The 20,448-nt window shown below is 40.7% G+C and carries 19 protein-coding genes; 9 read left to right on the top strand and 10 right to left on the bottom strand.

Going from position 1 to position 20,448, the window contains the following annotated elements; all coding sequences use genetic code 11:
• The first annotated feature begins 76 nt into the window (after positions 1-76).
• Both KT990_RS11965 and KT990_RS11960 read left to right on the top strand, forming a co-directional pair.
• Positions 77-1,879, top strand: coding sequence for an acyl-CoA dehydrogenase C-terminal domain-containing protein (locus tag KT990_RS11965; protein WP_005095752.1), 1,803 nt, complete (start codon positions 77-79; stop codon positions 1,877-1,879).
• A gap of 168 nt (positions 1,880-2,047) precedes the next feature.
• On the top strand, positions 2,048-3,829 hold the full coding sequence (locus KT990_RS11960; RefSeq protein WP_005172597.1) for an acyl-CoA dehydrogenase C-terminal domain-containing protein: 1,782 nt from the start codon (positions 2,048-2,050) through the stop codon (positions 3,827-3,829).
• A 62-nt stretch (positions 3,830-3,891) separates the two neighbouring features.
• Here the strand turns inward: KT990_RS11960 and KT990_RS11955 are convergent, their stop codons facing one another.
• On the bottom strand, positions 3,892-4,098 hold the full coding sequence (locus KT990_RS11955) for a hypothetical protein (protein ID WP_005095746.1): 207 nt from the start codon (positions 4,096-4,098) through the stop codon (positions 3,892-3,894).
• A 174-nt stretch (positions 4,099-4,272) separates the two neighbouring features.
• Here KT990_RS11955 and KT990_RS11950 point away from each other — a divergent pair, with 174 nt between their 5' ends.
• Positions 4,273-4,770, top strand: a complete 498-nt coding sequence (locus KT990_RS11950; protein ID WP_005172599.1) for a phosphate-starvation-inducible protein PsiE — start codon at positions 4,273-4,275, stop codon at positions 4,768-4,770.
• A 38-nt stretch (positions 4,771-4,808) separates the two neighbouring features.
• Here KT990_RS11950 and KT990_RS11945 read toward each other — a convergent pair whose 3' ends face one another.
• Positions 4,809-5,264: an RcnB family protein gene (locus KT990_RS11945; protein WP_218208841.1), complete on the bottom strand. Its 456-nt coding sequence runs from the start codon at positions 5,262-5,264 to the stop codon at positions 4,809-4,811.
• A gap of 179 nt (positions 5,265-5,443) precedes the next feature.
• Between KT990_RS11945 and KT990_RS11940 the strand changes: the two genes are divergently transcribed.
• Positions 5,444-5,896, top strand: a complete 453-nt coding sequence (locus KT990_RS11940; RefSeq protein ID WP_074384053.1) for a hypothetical protein — start codon at positions 5,444-5,446, stop codon at positions 5,894-5,896.
• Positions 5,897-5,979: 83 nt separating this feature from the next.
• Here KT990_RS11940 and KT990_RS11935 read toward each other — a convergent pair whose 3' ends face one another.
• Together KT990_RS11935 and znuD are read right to left on the bottom strand one after the other, a co-directional pair.
• Positions 5,980-7,443, bottom strand: a complete 1,464-nt coding sequence (locus KT990_RS11935) for a phospholipase D-like domain-containing protein (RefSeq protein ID WP_218208840.1) — start codon at positions 7,441-7,443, stop codon at positions 5,980-5,982.
• Positions 7,444-7,548: 105 nt separating this feature from the next.
• Positions 7,549-9,726 (bottom strand): zinc piracy TonB-dependent receptor ZnuD, encoded by a 2,178-nt coding sequence (gene znuD, locus KT990_RS11930; RefSeq protein ID WP_218208839.1) that lies wholly within the window; start codon positions 9,724-9,726, stop codon positions 7,549-7,551.
• Positions 9,727-9,866: 140 nt separating this feature from the next.
• Here znuD and KT990_RS11925 point away from each other — a divergent pair, with 140 nt between their 5' ends.
• The 4 genes from KT990_RS11925 to KT990_RS11910 all read left to right on the top strand — a co-directional run bounded on the left by KT990_RS11925 (position 9,867) and on the right by KT990_RS11910 (position 13,811).
• Positions 9,867-10,631 carry a DUF4184 family protein gene (locus KT990_RS11925; RefSeq protein ID WP_218208838.1) on the top strand — a complete coding sequence of 255 codons (765 nt, stop codon included), beginning with the start codon at positions 9,867-9,869 and terminating at the stop codon, positions 10,629-10,631.
• 162 nt (positions 10,632-10,793) lie between these two features.
• Positions 10,794-12,578 carry an aspartate--tRNA ligase gene (gene aspS, locus KT990_RS11920; protein ID WP_180101163.1) on the top strand — a complete coding sequence of 595 codons (1,785 nt, stop codon included), beginning with the start codon at positions 10,794-10,796 and terminating at the stop codon, positions 12,576-12,578.
• Positions 12,579-12,692: 114 nt separating this feature from the next.
• Positions 12,693-12,914: a hypothetical protein gene (locus tag KT990_RS11915; RefSeq protein ID WP_004733007.1), complete on the top strand. Its 222-nt coding sequence runs from the start codon at positions 12,693-12,695 to the stop codon at positions 12,912-12,914.
• An 18-nt stretch (positions 12,915-12,932) separates the two neighbouring features.
• Positions 12,933-13,811 (top strand): lysophospholipid acyltransferase family protein, encoded by an 879-nt coding sequence (locus KT990_RS11910; protein WP_218208837.1) that lies wholly within the window; start codon positions 12,933-12,935, stop codon positions 13,809-13,811.
• A gap of 141 nt (positions 13,812-13,952) precedes the next feature.
• Here the strand turns inward: KT990_RS11910 and KT990_RS11905 are convergent, their stop codons facing one another.
• From KT990_RS11905 to KT990_RS11895, 4 genes are read right to left on the bottom strand one after another with little or no spacing between them, the layout of a single operon-like run.
• Positions 13,953-14,867, bottom strand: coding sequence for a glycosyltransferase family 4 protein (locus KT990_RS11905; protein WP_228730807.1), 915 nt, complete (start codon positions 14,865-14,867; stop codon positions 13,953-13,955).
• Positions 14,834-15,127, bottom strand: coding sequence for a hypothetical protein (locus tag KT990_RS13550; protein WP_228730806.1), 294 nt, complete (start codon positions 15,125-15,127; stop codon positions 14,834-14,836). Before KT990_RS13550 ends, KT990_RS11905 begins: the two co-directional genes overlap by 34 nt.
• Positions 15,127-15,927 (bottom strand): capsular polysaccharide synthesis protein, encoded by an 801-nt coding sequence (locus KT990_RS11900; protein WP_218208836.1) that lies wholly within the window; start codon positions 15,925-15,927, stop codon positions 15,127-15,129. The genes KT990_RS13550 and KT990_RS11900 overlap by 1 nt, the downstream gene beginning before the upstream one ends.
• Before the next feature lie 12 nt (positions 15,928-15,939).
• Positions 15,940-16,728, bottom strand: a complete 789-nt coding sequence (locus tag KT990_RS11895; RefSeq protein ID WP_218208835.1) for a glycosyltransferase family 25 protein — start codon at positions 16,726-16,728, stop codon at positions 15,940-15,942.
• A 118-nt stretch (positions 16,729-16,846) separates the two neighbouring features.
• Between KT990_RS11895 and KT990_RS11890 the strand changes: the two genes are divergently transcribed.
• Positions 16,847-17,845 carry a glycosyltransferase family 4 protein gene (locus KT990_RS11890; protein WP_218208834.1) on the top strand — a complete coding sequence of 333 codons (999 nt, stop codon included), beginning with the start codon at positions 16,847-16,849 and terminating at the stop codon, positions 17,843-17,845.
• A gap of 29 nt (positions 17,846-17,874) precedes the next feature.
• On the opposite strand, the gene KT990_RS11885 is transcribed toward KT990_RS11890, so the two are convergent.
• A complete protein-coding gene (locus KT990_RS11885) occupies positions 17,875-18,852 on the bottom strand; it encodes a glycosyltransferase (protein ID WP_218208833.1) in 978 nt (325 codons plus the stop codon).
• Position 18,853: 1 nt separating this feature from the next.
• Positions 18,854-20,419 (bottom strand): glycosyltransferase family 2 protein, encoded by a 1,566-nt coding sequence (locus KT990_RS11880; protein ID WP_416378416.1) that lies wholly within the window; start codon positions 20,417-20,419, stop codon positions 18,854-18,856.
• Positions 20,420-20,448: the final 29 nt, after the last annotated feature.

The following is a 20,448-nucleotide window of genomic DNA, read 5'->3' as shown; positions in this document are numbered from 1 at the left end:
AACCGTGTCAGTGAAGATACGTTTTTAGTTCATCTAAGATTATAACGCTGGTTAAACCAGTATTGAGGAAACCGATATGCCACAATACAAAGCGCCTTTACGTGATATGCAATTTGTGTTGCATGAATTATTAAATGCTGAACAACACTATGCAAATCTCCCTGCATTCCAAGAAAACGTAAGCCGTGAACTGGTAGATCAGTATTTAGAAGCTGCGGCTGATTTCTGTGAAAATGAACTCTCTCCGATTAACCAGGCGGGCGACCGTGAAGGTTGTACCTGGAATGACGGCGTGGTGACTACACCAACAGGCTTTAAAGAAGCGTATCAAAAATACATCGAGCTGGGCTTCCCTTCACTTTCTGCTGAAGAACAGTATGGCGGTCAAGGCTTACCAAATTCTTTAGGGATTACCATCTCTGAAATGGTCGGTACTGCGAACTGGGCATGGGGCATGTACCCTGGCCTGTCTCACGGTGCAGTTCGTACTTTAGAACACCACGGTTCAGCTGAACAAAAAGATGCTTACCTGCCTAAACTGGTTTCAGGTGAGTGGACGGGTACCATGTGCCTGACCGAATCGCATGCAGGTTCTGACCTGGGTATTATCCGTACCAAAGCCGAGCCACAAGCAGATGGTAGCTACGCCATTTCTGGCGAGAAAATCTTCATCTCTGCGGGTGAACACGACATGGCTGAAAACATCATCCATATCGTACTGGCACGTTTACCGGGCGCACCGAAAGGCACCAAAGGTATTTCATTATTCATCGTACCGAAGTTCAACCTGAATGCCGATGGCTCTATTGCCGATCGCAATGGCGTACGTTGTGGTTCAATCGAACATAAAATGGGGATCCACGGTAACGCAACCTGTGTGATCAACTTCGATAACGCGAAAGGCTTCCTGATTGGCCCTGAAAACCGTGGTCTGAACTGCATGTTCACCTTCATGAACACTGCACGTATCGGTACGGCAGTACAAGGTCTGGCAGCGTCTGAAGGTTCTTTCCAGGGTGCACTTGCCTACGCCAAAGACCGTCTGGCGATGCGTTCACTGTCTGGCCCTAAAAACCCGGAAAAAGAAGCAGATCCAATCATTGTGCATCCAGCTGTACGTAACATGCTGCTAACCCAAAAAGCATATGCTGAAGCAGGTCGCGCACTGGTTTACCTGTTGGCGCAATATGCGGACGTGGTTGAACATGCTGTAGAAGAAGCCGATCGTAAATTTGCAGACAATATCTTGTCTCTACTTACCCCAATCGCAAAAGCATTCCTGACTGAAACCGGTTCTGAAGCTGCGAAACACGGTGTGCAGGTCTTCGGTGGTCATGGCTTTATTTCTGAGCATGGCATGGAGCAAATCGTACGTGATACACGTATTGCCTGTTTGTACGAAGGTACCACTGAAATTCAGGCGCTGGACTTGTTAGGTCGTAAAGTGTTGGGTACTCAAGGTGCGATGTTGAAAGACTTCACCAAGATGATCCACAAATTTGCTGAAGCGCACAAAGACAATGCTGCAATGAAAGAATTCGTTGAGCCATTGGCTGCCTTGAACAAGGAATGGGGCGACCTGACCATGCAAATTGGTATGCGTGCGATGCAAAACCCTGAAGAAGTCGGTGCAGCTGCGGTCGATTACCTGTACTTCTCTGGTTATGTCACCCTGGCTTACCTATGGGCACGTATGGCACTGGTTGCTCAAGAGCAACTGGCTGCTGGCACCACTGAAGTTGACTTCTACAATGCCAAAGTGACCACTGCACGCTTCTACTTCAAGAAAATCCTGCCACGCGTTCGTTCACATGTTGACGTGATCGCAACAGGTGTAGAGCCATTGATGAACCTGGATGCAGAACATTTCGCATTCTAAGTTAGAATCAGACTAATCGCATCACAGAAAAAGGACGGTCAATGAACAGACAGTCCTTTTTCTTTATAACGAGTTACAGAATTAACCTTTAGTCGTCTAACATTCAGATTTTGAGTGTTTTAGACTGATTAAAACTTATTTAATCAAACAATAAACAGGTGACACACCATGCCAATTTATAACGCGCCACTTGCCGATATGAAATTCATCCTCAACGATGTCTTTAATGCAGAACAATTCTGGCAAGCCAATGAAAATTTAGCGCACCTCGATGCTGCAACAGCAGAAGCTATTCTGGAAGAAATGGCGAAATTTGCGCAAAACGTGACCCTGCCACTCAACCGTAGCGGTGATGAAGAAGGCGCAAAATATGAAAATGGCAATGTGACTACCCCTGCTGGCTTTAAAGAAGCCTTTAAACAATATGCCGAAGGCGGCTGGATCGGGTTGGGCGCAGATACCGAATGGGGCGGCCAGGAAATGCCGAAAATGCTAACGGTACTTTCTGATGAAATGCTGTTTGCCACCAACCCGTCTTTCATGCTGTATCCGCTGCTGTCTGTCGGTGCAGGTATGGCCTTAAACAGCTATGCTTCACAAGCGCAAAAACAAACCTATTTACCTAAAATTTATTCGGGTGAATGGTCAGGCACCATGTGCTTAACCGAGCCGCATGCCGGTACGGATCTGGGGATTATCAAAACCAAAGCTGAACGCAATGAAGATGGTAGCTATAGCATCACCGGTACCAAGATTTTTATTACCGGCGGCGATCATGATTTGGCGGAAAACATCATTCATCTGGTTCTGGCCAAAACCCCAGATGCACCTGCGGGTTCACGTGGTATTTCCCTGTTTATCGTACCGAAATTCCTGGTCAATGAAGATGGTTCTGTTGGCGAACGCAATCCTGTAGGGCCAGGTTCTATCGAACACAAAATGGGCATTAAAGCTTCTGCGACCTGTGTCATGAATTTTGACGGCGCCAAAGGCTATCTGGTGGGTAAAGAAAACGAAGGTCTGGCTGCGATGTTCGTAATGATGAACTATGAACGCCTGTCCATGGGGATTCAGGGCTTAGGTGCTTCTGAATTTGCTTATCAAAATGCTGCACAATATGCCACAGACCGTTTACAGGGTCGCAGTGCGGCTGGCGTTCAATCACCAAACAAACCGGCGGACAGTATTCTGGTGCATGGTGATGTACGCCGTATGCTGCTGAATGTACGTGCCAACAATGAAGCGTCTCGTGCCTTTGCAGTCTATGTCGGTCAGCAACTGGACATTACCAAGTTCTCTACCGATCCAGAAGCGGTGAAAAAAGCCAATGACCGCGTGGCACTACTCACGCCAATCGCAAAAGCCTATTTAACCGATACTGCCTTCCAGGCAACATTAGATGCGCAAATGGTGTTTGGTGGTCATGGCTATATCCGTGAATGGGGCGTGGAACAATGTATCCGTGACCTGCGTATTTCCCAGATCTATGAAGGCACCAACGGCGTACAGTCACAAGATTTAATCGGTCGTAAAACCATTAAATGTGGCGGTGAATATATCTCTGAATATATCTCTGAAATCCGTGACTTTGCCAACAGTCTGGATGCAGACCTAAACTTCATTAAAGACGCCACTTTGGATGCAGCGACTGAAGTCGAATCGGTGACTCAGTTTATTCTGGAAGCAGCAAGAGAAAGTCATGATTTCCCGAACTCGACCGCGGTCGACTATCTGCACGCTGTCGGTCTGCTCAGCTTCTCGTATATGTTCGCGCGTATTGCCAATGCTGCGAAAAATAAAGAGGGCGAGTTCTATCAAAACAAACTGGCTTTGGCGAATTATTTTGTGCAACGCATTCTGCCTGAGCTGGCTCTACGCATCACCAAAGTAAAATCAGGTTCTGACCTGATCATGAACTTCTCTGAAGATTACTTCACGACTCAAGCTTAAGCTGAAACAGCCATAATCAAAAACGCCTGCTTGATGCAGGCGTTTTTATTACAATTCGAAACTTAAACTTTCTGAATCATTAAAGAATCCGGTTGATTATTGCTTTTCGGATTCAGATGTTTATTCACAATTTTGATATTCCCCTCTGACTCTAAAGACTCGCAGAGTTCCACCACCTTTTGCATATCTTCAGCCTTAATGCCTACGCCGAGGATTAATTTTTTTCCGGCTTCTAATTGGTCAATTTTTGTTTGAATTTTATCTAACACTTTTTTCTCCTATTTATTCAATGTACCACCCATACAATATAGCAATTTAGTCTAAAAAAAGCGCAAAAGTTCAAATAATTTAATCTTTATTTTTCATCCAATCATTCTGTGCATAATTTTTGCAGGTTATTCTCTAAGTATCGTTTATATCACATAAAAAATTAGGAGGATCTTATGCCGAAACCCCATCCCAAAGTTGAAAAACTTGAAGCCCTCCTCGACCGTTTTGGTAATCTTGCTGTAGAAAGTTTTCATTATATTGCCCTGTTTGTGATCGGCTGTATGGTGATCTGGTCTGCCGGTCATACCGTCGTCGACATTCTGACCGTGAAACAGTTCGCCACCATTGACGATATTCTTTTACTGTTTATCTATCTCGAACTCGGTGCCATGGTCGGCATCTATTTTAAGACCAACCATATGCCGGTACGCTTCCTGATTTATATTGCCATTACCGCACTGACCCGCTTGCTCATTGCGGACATTCAGCACACGCATAAAGCCAGTATGGATCTGGTGATTATTACCGGTTCGATCCTGATTATGGCATTTGCCATTTTAGTGGTGCGCTATGCGTCATGGACCTATCCATCGGTGATTCGTGACAAACACAGCGAGAAACCAGTGCCACAAGGCAAAACGCCTCGTCCGGAAGATGATGAGTTGGCTTGATATAAAAAATCCCCCTTGAATAAAGGGGGATTTTTAACTTAACGATTCGGCACCAGCACATAACGTCCATTTTCATAAATCCAGTAACTGCCACGCGGTGGTGCAGGTAAGCCCAGACGCTGCCAGTCACTGATAACGCTATATCTTGAACTTTCAATTCGAGCCACATTCGGATCGCCATTCACCCAGCTATAGCTATTGGAATTTTGATAAATCGTGGTCGGTGCCTGATACTGGATATTGAGACCACTTTGACTTTGAGCCGGCGGATAACCCCAATGGGTCGGTCGTTGCGGGTAATGTGGTCTAGGTGGCACCGGACGCTGCGGATAGGAGTGCCGTGATGAATCATAAGAGCGTGATGGTGCAGCGCGGTAATTCGGTTTGGAACGTTCAACCCCTGTATATCCACCCCAAGCGTTTCCGGCCATCGTCTGTGCAGAAGCCCCCAATAGCAATGCAGCAAATATTGCACTCAATAACACTATTTTCATTTGGGCTTCCTCTTAATCACTCGTCTATATTTTAAACAAAATAAATGCAGAAAATATGAATAAGCTTACTGACCCTGCAATTTTTTGTAATGTGCCTGCGTATTTTCAATCTAGCAGGCCCATCGGCAGGCGACTGCTTTATGCTAAAATCACTTTTTTAATGTTTCGAGTTGAATACTGTGTCTGATTTAAATTTCGATCGTTTACATGAATATTTTTCTAAAGTGCCGAGTGTTCAAAAAGAACGGATTGATAGCTATGGTTCAGATGGCAAACAGGCATGGTGGTTTAAATTTCAGATCAATGTAGATCATCCGCTGGCTTGGCAGACGGTACAGGAACTAGGTCATGTCCTGAATTATATTTCTAAAAATGAACGTCTTCCGACTCAGTTCCTGCCAGTATCGCCACCACCGTATATGAATGGTGTCGCCAAAGATTTCTTGTCTTGGGTGATTCAATGTAATCATGCTGATTTCCCGCCAGATGTAGTCTGTGACTGGCTAGAAGCACGTTTACCCAATCCGGTCGACCATGAAGAGCAATGGAAAATTAAAACGGATCTTGCTGAACTTGAAGCATTGTCCGATAAAGAACTGGATGAACTGGTTCCACCGAATCCGGAGCCTTAAAAAATCCCTCCTACCCTCCCTTTAAAAAAGGGAGGTAAAGTCCCTCTTTTCAAAAGAGGGATTTAGGGAGATTATTAGAGATGCTAAAACGTCGACCAGCCGCTCCATTCCATAAAGCGGTACAGCCAATATTTAGACCATGAATTGTCTTCATATTGTCTATAGTCCACACTCATCACACGGCCATTCAGATTTGACCATGCACCCTCAAAATATTGTTGGGCATCTTTAAACACTTCTGCCTGATGCTGACCCAGCACGCGCATATTGGTTTCCAGATTATAGTTTTTCAGATTGCGTGCGGTGAAATTGGCCGAGCCTAAAATCATTTCAGCCTGCTGAGCATTACGCTTCATCAATATTTTGCTATGACATTGCTCACCCTGGGTATTGCACCAGCGTACATCAATGCCTGCCTTGTGCAGTTCCGAAGCCACCTGCCGGTTTGGAATCCCGTTTTTCTCACGGCCAAAGGCATCTTTATTGGGATCGAGTAGAACCCGAACCTTAACCCCGCGTTCATGCGCCGCGATCAGACTTTTAATAATCTTGCGCTCGGACAGATAAAACATGGCCAGATCAATCTGTTCATTTTCTTTCGCCGTCTGAATCAGATTTAAAGTCGCATCATAAATGGCTTTTTCCGTCAGGACCTGAACTTGTGGCTGGGTATTTTCTGCCTGAAAATCGCCCGCGATAATGGCTGGCATATTGGCCTGTGACATGATGCCGACCGATTGTTCTGTTCTCAGAATATCCACGGCTGTGGTTCCCCAGACCAATAAACCGATATTGGAATGCCGCGAACTCCCATCATGCGGATTCATGGAGGTGACCAGCGCTTTCCAGCCCTGATCAGTATCCACCACCAAGGTTTTACGATGATTGGCTTTAAAGTTAAATAAATCAAAATAACTGCGCAGGGTAATTTTTTCTGGGCCAAATGGATTCGGTAACCAGCCTTTTTCCGGATTATTACCAATGCCCTGACAACATAAATACCAGAACCCCGACCAGCTCGGATTGGACGCCCGCAAAGGGATCAGATTGGTTTCAATCACATCGATACCGTGCTGACGTAACTTACGATACTGCTCGGACTGAATTCCGCCATAAACCGAATTGATCGGATCGGTAATGAACTTGATTTCAACTTGCGGTTGCAGCAGACGTTTACTGATTAAGGCATCGCTCAACTGTTGACTCAATGCCTGATGTTCCTGTGTCGAGGCACCGGTTTGCTGATTAAATAAAAATAGATCCAATACAATCAGTGATTTGGCCTCTTCAATCATCTTCAACATTTCATTAAAAATACGATGATCTAAGTGCTGTTTTCCTTCGGCATCCAGATAAGTCTGGTCGGCCAGAAACTTGACTTCGGCATGGCGCAGCTTGCCAGTGTAATTCAGACCTTCTGGTAAAGGCTTATAAGTATGATAAACAGCAGATGCCAGATAACTGACCGCCAGTAGACTGATAATCAATGCCGCATAACGGCGATTTGACCAGTTCAGTTTATTGTGAATTCGTTGAAAGATACGCATAAGAAAAAACCTAACCCAATATGCTCAGGCTAGGTTTTATCAGATGATTTTTCAAGTCAATTTCAGTGACATCTCTTTGATTTGGTCAGTTATTTCATCACTGCTTTAGAAATCATACTGCACACCGACGCTAAAGTTACGACCGACTTGCGGAATATTCGACAGGAACGAGGTATGGGAATAGACCTGATCATCGAGCAGGTTATTGGCCTTGAAATACACCCGATAAGCATTGTTATCTGCAAGGGTATTGGTATAGCTTAAGCCCACATTGACCATGTTGTAGCCTTGGGTTTCCTCTTCATAGCTGGCAATCTTGTCCTGATTGAAGACATGATAATATTCAGCCAGACCTGACCAGCCATCGGCAAAATCTGCTTCCACTTTGCTGCCTAAGCGACCGGCAGGAATACGTGGTGCATTCTCAGCTTCAATTTTGCCACGCACGTAATCGCCAAAGACACTCAGCTTGTACATATCATTGATCTGATAACCGGCTTGAGCCTCAGTGCCATAGAATCTGGCCTGGTCTTGGGTATATTGCACGCCGCGCAAATTACCTTTCTGCGCTACCGTTTCGCCATAAATATAATCATCAAACCAGTTGTGATAGACATGCACATGGTAATCCAGTTTATCCCCTGCATAGTGCAGACCTAATTCAAGATTATTTGACCTTTCTTTATCAAGATCAGGATTCCCCAATTCATAGGTATTGGTCGCAAAATGCAGACCATCAGCATACAGCTCTTGCGCTAGAGGCAAACGCTGTTGATGTGATCCCACTACAGACAGTTTGTAATTCGGTGCAAACTCCCAATTCGCAGCCGCAGATGCAGAAACACCCGTACCGGAATAATCTTTCTGCTCCGAATCTACTTTTACTTTTTGATGATCGACACGTGCTCCAAGTTCAACATGAACATCGCCGAACTGCTTATGTTCTAAAGCAAAAAGGCTGTATTTTTGGGTTTTGGTATCTGCCATTAACACATCATGATTATGATCCGCATGCTCACTATGATCGTGCTCATGTCCTTCATGATCGTGTTCTGCATGACTATGCGATTCTGGAGCCGATAAATTAATTTTCTGCTGTGAAAGCTGGGTGCCAATGACACCTTCCCAACCTGCAACAGGAACCTGCACCAGCTCTAAACGTCCATCATAACCCTTACTTTTAAAGTTGCTGATGACTGCATTTTCTTCCAGTTCATCATGTTCATAATCGGTAAAGCTGGCATGCGCACGCAACTTGTCAAAACCGGCAAAAGGTTGTTCTAGCTCGGTACGAACATCATAACGCTCAGAGTTTAAATCTACCCACGGCCCTGCTGTTTCTTCATGATCATGCTCATCTTCACCCGGTTTTGGACAGTGAAAATGATCGCCATGAATTTCACAGCCATGATATTCATGGCTGTGTCCTGGCAGACCATATTGGTCTTGGCGGTTACTATAAGATAAGCCGACAAAACCACGGTCATGGATCCATGATCCACCAATATTCACCGTTTGCCCTTCGGCAAAGGTATTGTCTACACGGCGTTTTTTTACACTATGTTCATGCTCATGTATATGAATCTCACCATTATCTTCAACATGCTCTTCTTTGTGGGTATGCGTATCAAAATAACCAGGGGCAATATAATCATTGGCCTTACGTTTTGAGCCTTCTACACGCAAAGCAAAATTTTCACCAATTCCAGCCGTAATTCCTGCACTGGCCAGTTTCTCATCACTGCCCGTGTTATAGCGCAGACCGACTGTACCTTCCAGACCATCTTCAGGCATTTGCGTTGGAATTTTCTGATCGGTGACATTGACCAGACCACCCACTGTTCCTGCTGCATAGAGCAACGTCGATGGCCCACGAATCACTTCGACCTGTTTTGCCAAAATCGGATCGACGGTGACGGTGTGATCTGGAGATAACGTGGAAACATCGGCTGTCTCTGAAGCATGCTGCAAGACTTTGACACGTGGCCCATCTTGCCCACGAATCACCGGACGGCTGGCCCCCGTACCAAACTGGTTAGAATATACGCCCAGTTCATCTGCCAATGCATCTCCAATGGTGGTTGCACGTTCAGACAAGGCTTTCTGATCTACAACATGATCCGCTACCGCAAAGTCCGCTGCAGTCTGCATCAGTGGATGAGCTTGCACCTGAATGGTGTCCATGGTCTGCACGGGAATGGAAGATGAGGTCTGTTCTGCAAAAACTGTAGGGGCAGCTACAGCAAAAATTGACAATGTTATTAGATTCTTAGGAAAGGACATGACCGAAGCTCAAATTCAGTATTTTGGATGAATGTTATAATATAACATTTCATTATTTTTGCAATCCTTTACGATACTCAGTGCTATATTTTATTAGAATGTCCTTTGAATATTTTTGATTACATTAAAACATTGTCTTTATGCCCTTTACCTTATCGCATGCTGTGCTTGCTCCCCCTATTTCATATTTAACTGGAAATAGACTCCCTGTTGCTGCGCTGGCCATTGGCAGCATGGTTCCCGATCTGCATCGCCTGTTTACTCATACTAATTCTAATATCACCCATTTATGGTCTTCGCTGATTCATCCGGATCTCTGGATCGGTCTGGCTTTTTGTGCCGTCTGGTACCTGATTTACCGGCCCGTAATTTACCGTTTCATCGGTATTCAGCATGATTTAAAGATTCACAATATCCTTTCAGCACTAAAATTCATCCTGGTGATGTGTCTGGCGGTGATCATCGGTACTGCCACGCATTTAATCTGGGATGGTTTGACTCATGTAGACTTTCGTACTTTTGCTTTTCATGATTTTCTAGCACGACCATTTCAGCTTTTTGGACACAGTTATCCGCTGCATCGAATTTTACAAATCGGCACTTCCTTTCTGGCCTTACCGTTTATGCTGTGGATGAGCGTGCATTACTATAAAAAACATCAGCAATATCTGGCAGTGAACCTGAAAATCAAAGCTTATGCCTGCGGATTATTGCTGTTTTCGATATTCACTGGCCTATTTTCAGTCTGGGATTATGCACGTTATATCTCTACAGAAGTCTGGCAATCCGATCTGTACTATTTTACCGGCCGTTCCATCAATCAATTCAGTCAGGGTTTTCTGATCACCTTTAGTCTGGGCTGTTTGCTGTTTTTATTTTTAGATCGCGATCGCCGGATGGGCTAAGCAAAGTGCTGGCTTTTATCTCATTCACTTTAAAATGATATTGTTTTTGACCCAAGTTCTTGTGACAACATGCCCAAAGAGGCATAATCCTACCTCTACTCAAAGCGGTACGCTGTTTACGTATTCGCTGACCTTAACCCATATAGTTGGATTTCTAACGCTATGATGCGAACTCATTACTGCGGTTCTTTAACCGAAACTCAAATTGACCAGACTGTAACATTATGCGGTTGGGTTCACCGTCGCCGTGACCACGGTGGTGTGATTTTCCTTGATATGCGTGACCGTGACGGTCTTGTTCAAGTGGTTATTGACCCGGATACCCCTGAAGCATTCGCAACTGCGGACAAAGTACGTTCAGAATTCGTATTAAAAATTACAGGCCGTGTACGTCGCCGTTATGAAGGCACAGAAAATGCCAATATGGTGAGCGGTCAGATCGAAGTCTTGGGTAAAGAAATTGAAGTTCTTGCTCAGTCAGACACTCCGCCATTCCCTTTGAATGACGAAAACACCAATATTTCTGAAGAAATTCGTTTGAAATACCGTTTCTTGGACATCCGTCGTCCAGAAATGTTAGATCGCCTACGTTTCCGTTCTAAATTGACCAACCTGATTCGTAACTACTTCGAAGACAATGGTTTCCTAGACGTTGAAACGCCTATTTTGACCCGTGCAACCCCAGAAGGCGCGCGTGACTATTTGGTACCAAGCCGTGTATCAAACGGTAGCTTCTATGCACTGCCACAATCTCCACAGCTATTCAAACAGTTGTTGATGGTCGGCGGTATCGATCGTTACTACCAAATCGCAAAATGTTTCCGTGACGAAGACCTGCGTGCAGATCGTCAGCCAGAATTTACCCAGATTGACGTTGAAACATCGTTCATGAGTGACGATGACATTATGGATTTGATGGAAACCTTGACAGTTAAAATGTTCAAAGAACTTTTAAATGTTGAATTCGACAAATTCCCACGTATGACTTATGCCGATGCAATGCGTGACTATGCATCTGACAAACCGGATATGCGTATTCCTTTGAAACTGGTTGACGTTGCAGATATGATGCAAGACGTTGAATTCAAAGTATTCGCAGGTCCTGCTAAAGACCCGAAAGGCCGTATCGTTGCGCTTCGCGTACCGGGCGCAGGTTCATTGCCACGTAGCCAGATTGATGAATACACCAAATTTGTCGGCATCTACGGTGCAAAAGGTCTCGCTTATATCAAAGTTAACGAACTTGAAAAAGGTATCGAAGGTCTTCAGTCTCCAATCGTGAAATTCATCGAGCCAATCGTGCTGGATCTGTTGCAACGTGTGGGTGCTGAAAATGGCGACATCGTATTCTTTGGTGCGGACAAAGCCAAAATCGTAAACGATGCGATGGGTGCTTTACGTATTAAAGTCGGTCATGACATGAAATTGGCAACATGTGAGTGGGCACCGCTTTGGGTCGTTGACTTCCCGATGTTCGAAGAAACTGATGATGGAAAATGGACCTCTGTGCATCACCCATTCACGCTACCGAAATCAAGCGTTGAAGAGGTGAAGAACAACCCGGGTGCTGCACTTTCTGTTGCTTACGATATGGTATTGAACGGTACTGAAGTGGGTGGTGGTTCGCTGCGTATTCATAACCTTGAAATGCAAAAAGCGATTTTTGAAGCTTTAGGCATTGATGAAGAAGAAGCGGAAGAGAAATTCAGCTTCTTGCTCAATGCTTTACGTTATGGCGCGCCTCCACATGGTGGCTTGGCATTCGGTCTTGACCGTCTGGTAATGTTGATGACTGGTGCATCTTCAATCCGTGACGTGATCGCATTCCCGAAAACCAAAACTGCGGAATGTCCATTGACGCAAGCACCGGCACCAGTTGAATCAAACCAACTGCGTGACCTTGGTATTCGCTTACGTGAAAAACCAAAAGCTGAATCTCAAGAATAATTCTTGAAGATTTAAGTGAAAAGCCCTGCCTTGCGCGGGGCTTTTTTTGTGTGATTGAGTCGACTCTGGAACAGTGGCATAATAGCGATAGTTTTTAATCTAAGGTAATTCGCAATGGCTATGCGTCCTGCAGTTCGTAATCGCAGCATTATGCTTATTGTATTTTCAGTGGTTCAATGGCTGTTCATGCGTTATATCCTTGCCAACAACCTGTTCAACCTCGATACCAATGAACGTATTGTGTATTTCTGCCTGAGCAGTATTTTAGGTGCCTTACTGATTTTCGTCGGTTTGATTTATATGGTGCTGAAGGGCAATCCAGATAAAGACCTATAATCTGACGCTCTGGATAGCATGTACACCTTACTCAAAAATTTCTCCAAATTTCCATTAAGATTTATTCAAAATCTTGCACAACTGGCTGGATCTCTTTTGTATCTCAGCCATTCTTCTGCACGCCGAGTAACTGAGATTAATCTGGCCTCTGCCTATCCTGAACTTTCGGAATCTGAACGCGCTGATTTAAGCAAACGCAGCCTGAAAAGTCAGTGTATGACCTATGCGGAATCGGTCAAGATTTGGGGTTCATCACCAGATTATGCATTGTCTTTAATTCGAGATGTGCATGGTGCAGATTTATTTATTCAGGCTTTAAAAAACCCGCATGGCTGCTTGGCGGTGGTTCCCCATTTTGGTACTTGGGAGCTGTTGAATGTCTGGGTCAATCAACATACCTCTCCTGTGATTATGTATAAGCCCAGCAAAAATGAAGATGTCGATCGCTTTATGCTGGAAGCTCGGCAACGTCTGAATGCAACACTGGTTCCGACTGATGACTCTGGTGTACGCGCTTTATTTAAGCATCTCAAACAGGGTGGTTTTTCTGCGATTTTACCGGATCATGTCCCGAAAGAATCTGGTGGAATCTATTCTTATTTTTATGGTCAAAATGCGCTATCTTCCACGCTTCTTTCCAAACTTGCGGCTAAAACACAATGCTCTGTGGTTGGACTCAGTTGTTTAAGACGTGATGATTTATCGGGTTATGATATTTACGTGACTGAATTATCAAATGATATTTTATCTAAGGATTTACAGCTTTCTGTCGATACTTTAAATAAAGAAATGGAGCGCATGATTAATGTCGCTCCAGAACAGTATTTGTGGGGGTATAAAAGGTTTAGGAACATTAAAGCACATCAAAATTTATATGATTTAGAAAATCAAAAGTAAAGTCTTCAATATAATTCACGATACCAACTTACTTTTAAAATCATATAACAGCATAATAGACCTCTTTCATAAATCAAAAAACGACCACCTTTTTTGATTTATGAAAGAGATCTATAAAAAAACAGCTTTATTAGTATTTAATTAATCATATTCTCTTCTGATTTCTTCCAAAATTATTTTCCTCATATTTTTAGAAAAATCTTCGACATTATGTATTTCTTTTATATATTCTATTGCTTCATTAGCCATTTTTTCACTAAGTAAATTATTATTCATTAATTTATCTACAGCTTCACAATAAAGATGAACTTTATCATAACCATCTCCCAATACATCGCCGACAAAAATACCAAATTTACTTGTCAAATTTTCTGGATTACGGTTACTAACGAGAAGAGTACCGTAAGAAAGAGCTTCCAGAAATGATATTGGTAATGCTTCGTGAATAGAAGTATTGATTAAAATTTTAGCACGTTTTAAATAAGAAGTTTTTTCATCACCATCAACATGTCCAGCAAAGTGTAAATTGGGTAACTTATAATATTCTTCCATTATTTTCGAATTCTTACCATCATCTCTAAATGTTTTACCTAAAATATAAAATTGATATTGAGGCATCATTTTTGCTATTTCACAAAACAACCATCCTCTTTTAACTGATTCAATTCTACCTAAAAATATAATTATATTTTCTTTTTTCATTATGTCATAATCAAAACTATTATCAATCTCAATTGGATTTGGAAGATAGTCAATTTGAATACCTTTGTCTAAATCGTATAGGTCAATAGCTTTACTACTAAGAAAATATCCCTGACTGACAAATTTAACTCGATCGTTTTTATACCATGAATTTACTAAATCATAAATTTTTTGATTATAATAAGATGGTTCAGGAAATAATTTAACTGTATTGATTTCCTCCCATTCATATTGTGGACGAGGATCTTGTATCCATAAAATTAGCTTTTTCTTTATATCTCTTTCACACTCTAAAACATAACTGTAAGTTAGTTCAATACTTAAATATAGATCATAGTTTTTTTTTGAAGCCATCGTGAAGCAAACCATCTCTTTTTAGGTAACCGATAAACATTAACTCCATCTACACTATTATTTTCAGATTTGAAATAAAACTTACCTTTCCCCAATAAAACTTCAACTTCAATTTCTGTATTTGGAAGATATTTTGCAATATACCTTCTAGCCAAAAAACCATAACCACCAAATGCAGTACCAGCTGCACCAAAATATTCATCAACGATTAAACCAACTTTAATTTTAGTTTTACCACTTAATGCAACCATTTCAATCATTACTCATTAATTTCTAAATTATTTTCTAACATTTTACTTAAAATACAACTTTCAGGAATATTAGTTAAATTAACATTCTTGAGCATTTCATTATATAAGTGAATACACTGTGTTCTATGCGTAATTAGATCCTCTAAAGTCAATTCTGGATCTAATAATTTGCTAATACAATGAAAATGGATCGGATAATAATAATCTATAGGTTTTACATAACTTAAAAAATTATTTTCTTTTATATAATAAGTAATAGCTTCTGGGCCAATAACCCCCCATGGCATTTCTGAAATATGACGAGACATACCAAATAATTTTTTAATTTTAAATCTAAGTTGCTTACCTTTAGAATACCAAGGTGGAATAAAATATGGATCATAAGCTGCAGTTAATAAATTCTCTAAAACTTGAGAATCTTCTGGTAAAGCTAGAACTGCCCCATTTATTTTATAATCATCTTCAAAAGCTAAGATATATTTTTCTTGATGCATTGGACGTATACAATAAACATCACAATCTACATAAATTCCATTACCCTTTATTTTCTTTAACAATTCATACCGAAAAATATCAGAAAAAAGAGCATAACTACCAGTTTTTTTATGCTTTATTATTTTATCCTGATTAATAATTTTATTAGCATCTGAAATAATAATATCCTCTGGAATATCAACAATCTCACTATATGTATGCAATATCACCTGATGACCATGCTGAACAAAAGACTTTAGACAACATCTAGTGATAGGTCCTAATTTTTCTCCAATCCATAGCGCATGAATATCTGGTAAGATGGTATTACTCATGTTTAATACTGCCTATTTAAAATCAACAATTTTTGAAAAATATTTTAACTTTTGTTTCAGTAAGAAGCGTCTTAGTTCGCGAAGAATTCGCCTAATCAAGCTTTTCTTACTTTTGACTAATATCCAATTTTCACGTGCCTGGTCGAGGGAATTCGATAATTGACATTCCTCTAATAAAACTTTTTCTTGTATACACAGAGCAGGTTCTACCTGATAAGTCGTAAAATCAAACTCTTTAGCTACATCTTCAAACATATAGTGATCAGCCGGCATAATTTGATTATTTGTATTCAAATAGTCAATTAGTTTTTTAGCACCCGCTCTTGTAACCAAATAACCAGCCGTACCACTATGACCTGATTTTAAAAGAGATAAATTTCTATTGAAAATAGTTGTTTTTCTTCTGCCTAATAGTACTTTTTCTTGAAAAGTCTCTAATTTAATCAAATCTACTTCAGCTAAGTATTGTTCTATTTCATTGAAAAATTGTGCAGCATCCTTTCCCAAAAATACATCATCTTCAAATACAAGATAGAATTCCTGTTTACTTTCTAATAGTTTCTTCCACAAAACCACATGACTTGCTAAACAGGCTTTTTCACCTGGACTAAGCCGCTCAAGATCACAGTTTATTGAAATCTCTAATAAAGCTTGTTTTGCTTCATTAGGTCTTAAGGCATCAAAAAAATCAAAATCTACCTGCGCTTTGCCAAATTCATCAATAATATGTTTGCGCCTATCTATTGCATCATGGAGACTAATTACAAAGCAATTCACACAATCCTCGTTAGTATTCTTCACTCTTTCTCGTATTTAATATTTTACATGTTTTTGTCCAATGATAATTCTTAATTTTTCCAATTAGATTTATAATTTCTTTCAAGATTAAACCTTTGCTTAGATAAATATTGGCTAATATATGAAAATACTACACGTTCTGCTAACTCGCATGCCTGTCCCTCCGCCTAAATATGGCGGTACTGAACGTGTTTTATGGGCTTTATATTTAGGACAAACAGCACTGGGGCATAAAGTAAAATTCATGACTAAAAGCCATAATAGTCATCCAGATGCTCTTACTTTTAATCCATCAAAAACACTAGAAGAACAAGTTGAAGGCTGGGCAGATGTTATCCACTTTCATTTTTTATTTGAAGGCAATCTTAAAACACCCTATGTTTGCACAACCCACAACCAACAATTAACACCAAAAAAATTTCCACAAAATACAATTTTTTTAGGTCAAAAACATGCGCAACGAAGTGGTGCTCAAGCATTTGTTTACAATGGACTATTTTGGGATGACTATGGCCAACCAAACTTAGACAAGCCTAAAAATTACATTCACTTTTTAGCCAATGCTAAATATCGTGATAAGAACTTAAAAGATAGTATTGAAATTGCACGTAGAGCCAATACGCCATTACACATACTTGGCAGTAACCGTATTAGCTTAAAATGGAAACGTAATGGTAAATACCAACCTTACTTTTATGCCGGTAAAGACCTTAGTTTCCATGGCATGATTGGAGGTGAGGAAAAAAATGCAGTAATCAGAGATTCACAAGCATTAATTTTTCCTGTTTTAATTCATGAAGCTTTCGGGCTTGCTATGATTGAAAGCTTATATTTAGGTTGTCCTGTTATTGGAAGCCATCATGGTTCTGTACCTGAACTTATTATTCCCGAAGTTGGGCTCAGTACCTCTAGCAAAAGTGAAATGGTTGAGGCACTCAAAAATATTGACCAATTCAGCCGTAAAGCTTGTCATGAATATGCCCGAGATCAATTTAATCATCTTGTAATGAGTAAAAAATATCTTGAATATTATGAACAAGTTCTAAATGGCTATCCTTTACACACTGAGCCACCATATTGCCCGGGCAATTTAGATATTTCACTTGGTTTAGAAGAATAGCTCGACTTTTCTTCTAAATATGTAATCGGTTATTGATGCCATTCCAAGTTTTGACATTCACTCATTAAATAGGGTTGATGCGGATTCAGTGTTAACCCTTTCATGACCTGCTCATATTTTTCCAAGTATCCTTGCGCCATTTTTTCAGCATTAAATTGGTCTACAACATGTTGCTGACAATATAAGGGATCAAATTTCTGAGTATTAATAGCATCAATTAATACTTCAGCATTATTTGATAATACGCCACATTCACCCGGTACCAATTCAGGAATTGCACCATACGGCGTTGAAAAAACAGGACCACCAAAATACATACTTTCGATAATAGCAAGTCCAAAAGGCTCATGCCAACGAACAGGAAAAATCAATCCTTTCGAACCATTTAACAGTGAAAGTTTCTCTTGACCGCCCACCATGCCATGAAACTTAATTTGAGAAGAGAATGTTAAGCGCAGACCACGTTTAAAATTAAAACGATCACCACCTAAAACATGTAACTGCTGGTTAGCCTTTTTTGCAATATGAATCGCTCCTTTAACATTTTTCAAACGCCAAGCAGCTTTACCTAAAAAGTGATAGTAATTTCGCTTTCGCGCCCAGTCCACTTCACCATAATTAGACCAATCCAAGCCATTTAATACATAAGAGTCAGAACTATGTCTTTGTGCATGATCACGAGAAACAAATATCGTATTCGAATTTAAACGCTCTTCAAGCTGGGCATTACCATGTTCAGTCACTACATAAGGTACATCCAAACCGGTAACATCTGGCTGAAATTGAAAATGAGCAACATCAATATTATCTGGAATTTGGGCAGCAATAGATTTGTGTGGATCCATTTCAATCACTTTGGCAAAGTTACAATGAGAACCTTTAGGTACTAAAAAAGTAACCTGATGACCAAAATTTACCAATTGCTTACCTAAATCCCAAATTACCCGTTCAGTTCCACCGTAAGCATAAACCGGTATAGATGACATATTTGCAATTAAAATATTCACGTTATTTTTTCTCTTTATTCATGTGCCACAACATCAAATATTTATCTAAGGTATAGCCCATAGATGCCATCGCAAGTAAATAGCCGTATGCCCCACCCAAAAAGTCACCTCGAATTATATATTCTCGAATAAATGAGAAGATCGCTCGCAATACACTAGAAAGCAAACTAACTTGCTTACCATGCTTAAACTTATCCGATGCCCAATCATGGCTATAGCGAATATTTTTTACTAAAAAATGATGCAAATCATCATTAGTTAAGTGTTCTAAATACCCATTCAATTTCACAGAAGGTACATTCTTCTGGTCTAAAGATTCATGAACCTCTAATGATGAATATTGAAAAGATTTATTGGCATATAAACGCCCTAATCTGTCTGCATACCAAAAACGTTTTTGCACTTCCACACCACAAAATTGATTCACGCGTGCAAAACTAAAGACTTTATCGGTTTGAAGTGGCTGCTTCAAAACTTCAATAATAGACTCACGGAGAGATTGATCAAGCCGCTCATCCGGATCTAAAACAAGCACATAATCTTGAGTGGCATAACTTTGTGCAATCTGACGCTGAATCCCAAAGCCTTTCCAATCACAATTGACATACCATTTCGCTCCGAAACGCTTTGCAATTTCTTCGGTTTGATCTGTACTTCCTGAGTCCAGAATAATAATTTCATCCACAAGATCATGTACAGTTTCTAAACATGCAGCTAAATGTTTTGATTCATTCTTCGCAATCATCACCAACGATACTGTAGACTTCTTCTCAGACTGATCAATTGGCCTGAGTTTTTTAATATTTTCTAGCGATTGATTAAATGTTTTCAGCGCACGATTATTCTTCAAATCATATAAAATTGCATATTTATTAAAAGTATATTGCGTAAATAAGAGAGAGTAAATGAAACCATATTGGCCCATTAAGAAACGGCCATCAATCAAATACTGCTTAATAAATGCCCAGAGTGTATGGAAAAATACCCCCCAAATACCAATCGATTTTCCACGTTGCTCACGGTCTACAGCCCATGCTTTCGCATAATCTAAACGTTTTTCTAACCAGAATTTGGGTGTTGGTGCAGTTTGATGCAACATAAAACCCGATAAAGTCTGTGTCAATGCATCATCAAGTACTACAGATTCATGAACTAGATTATCATTGTATTGGAATTTTTTTGGATATAAACGCCAATGTGCTTTAACGGGCCAAGCTGGATTATCAATCTGATGACCAAACACACAATCTAGACGTTTCACGCCATATACTGTATTTTCTGGTTTCTGCTGAATAACCTTTATAATACTATTTTTTAATTCGTCAGTAATAACTTCATCTGCATCAAGAGCTAAAATCCAATCACCACTAGCATAATTTTGTGCAATTTGTCTTTGCTTACCAAAGCCTGGCCAAGGTGTATTTATAAACCATTTCCCACCCATAGTTTCAACCAATGACTGACTGTGATCTGTACTACCAGAATCTAAAACAATCAGCTCATCAATCCAGCCTTTTAATGCAGGTAAAGATAATTCTAAATTTTTTGCTTCATTTTTAACAATCATGACCACACTTAAACGATATGGCCGTTGTT

Origin of the sequence: Acinetobacter sp. F9, assembly GCF_019195275.1 — a bacterium.
Taxonomy (GTDB): Bacteria; Pseudomonadota; Gammaproteobacteria; order Pseudomonadales; family Moraxellaceae; genus Acinetobacter; species Acinetobacter pseudolwoffii.
The sequence above is the reverse complement of the archived record's forward strand: the minus strand, read 5'-3'. Positions and strand labels throughout refer to the sequence as shown.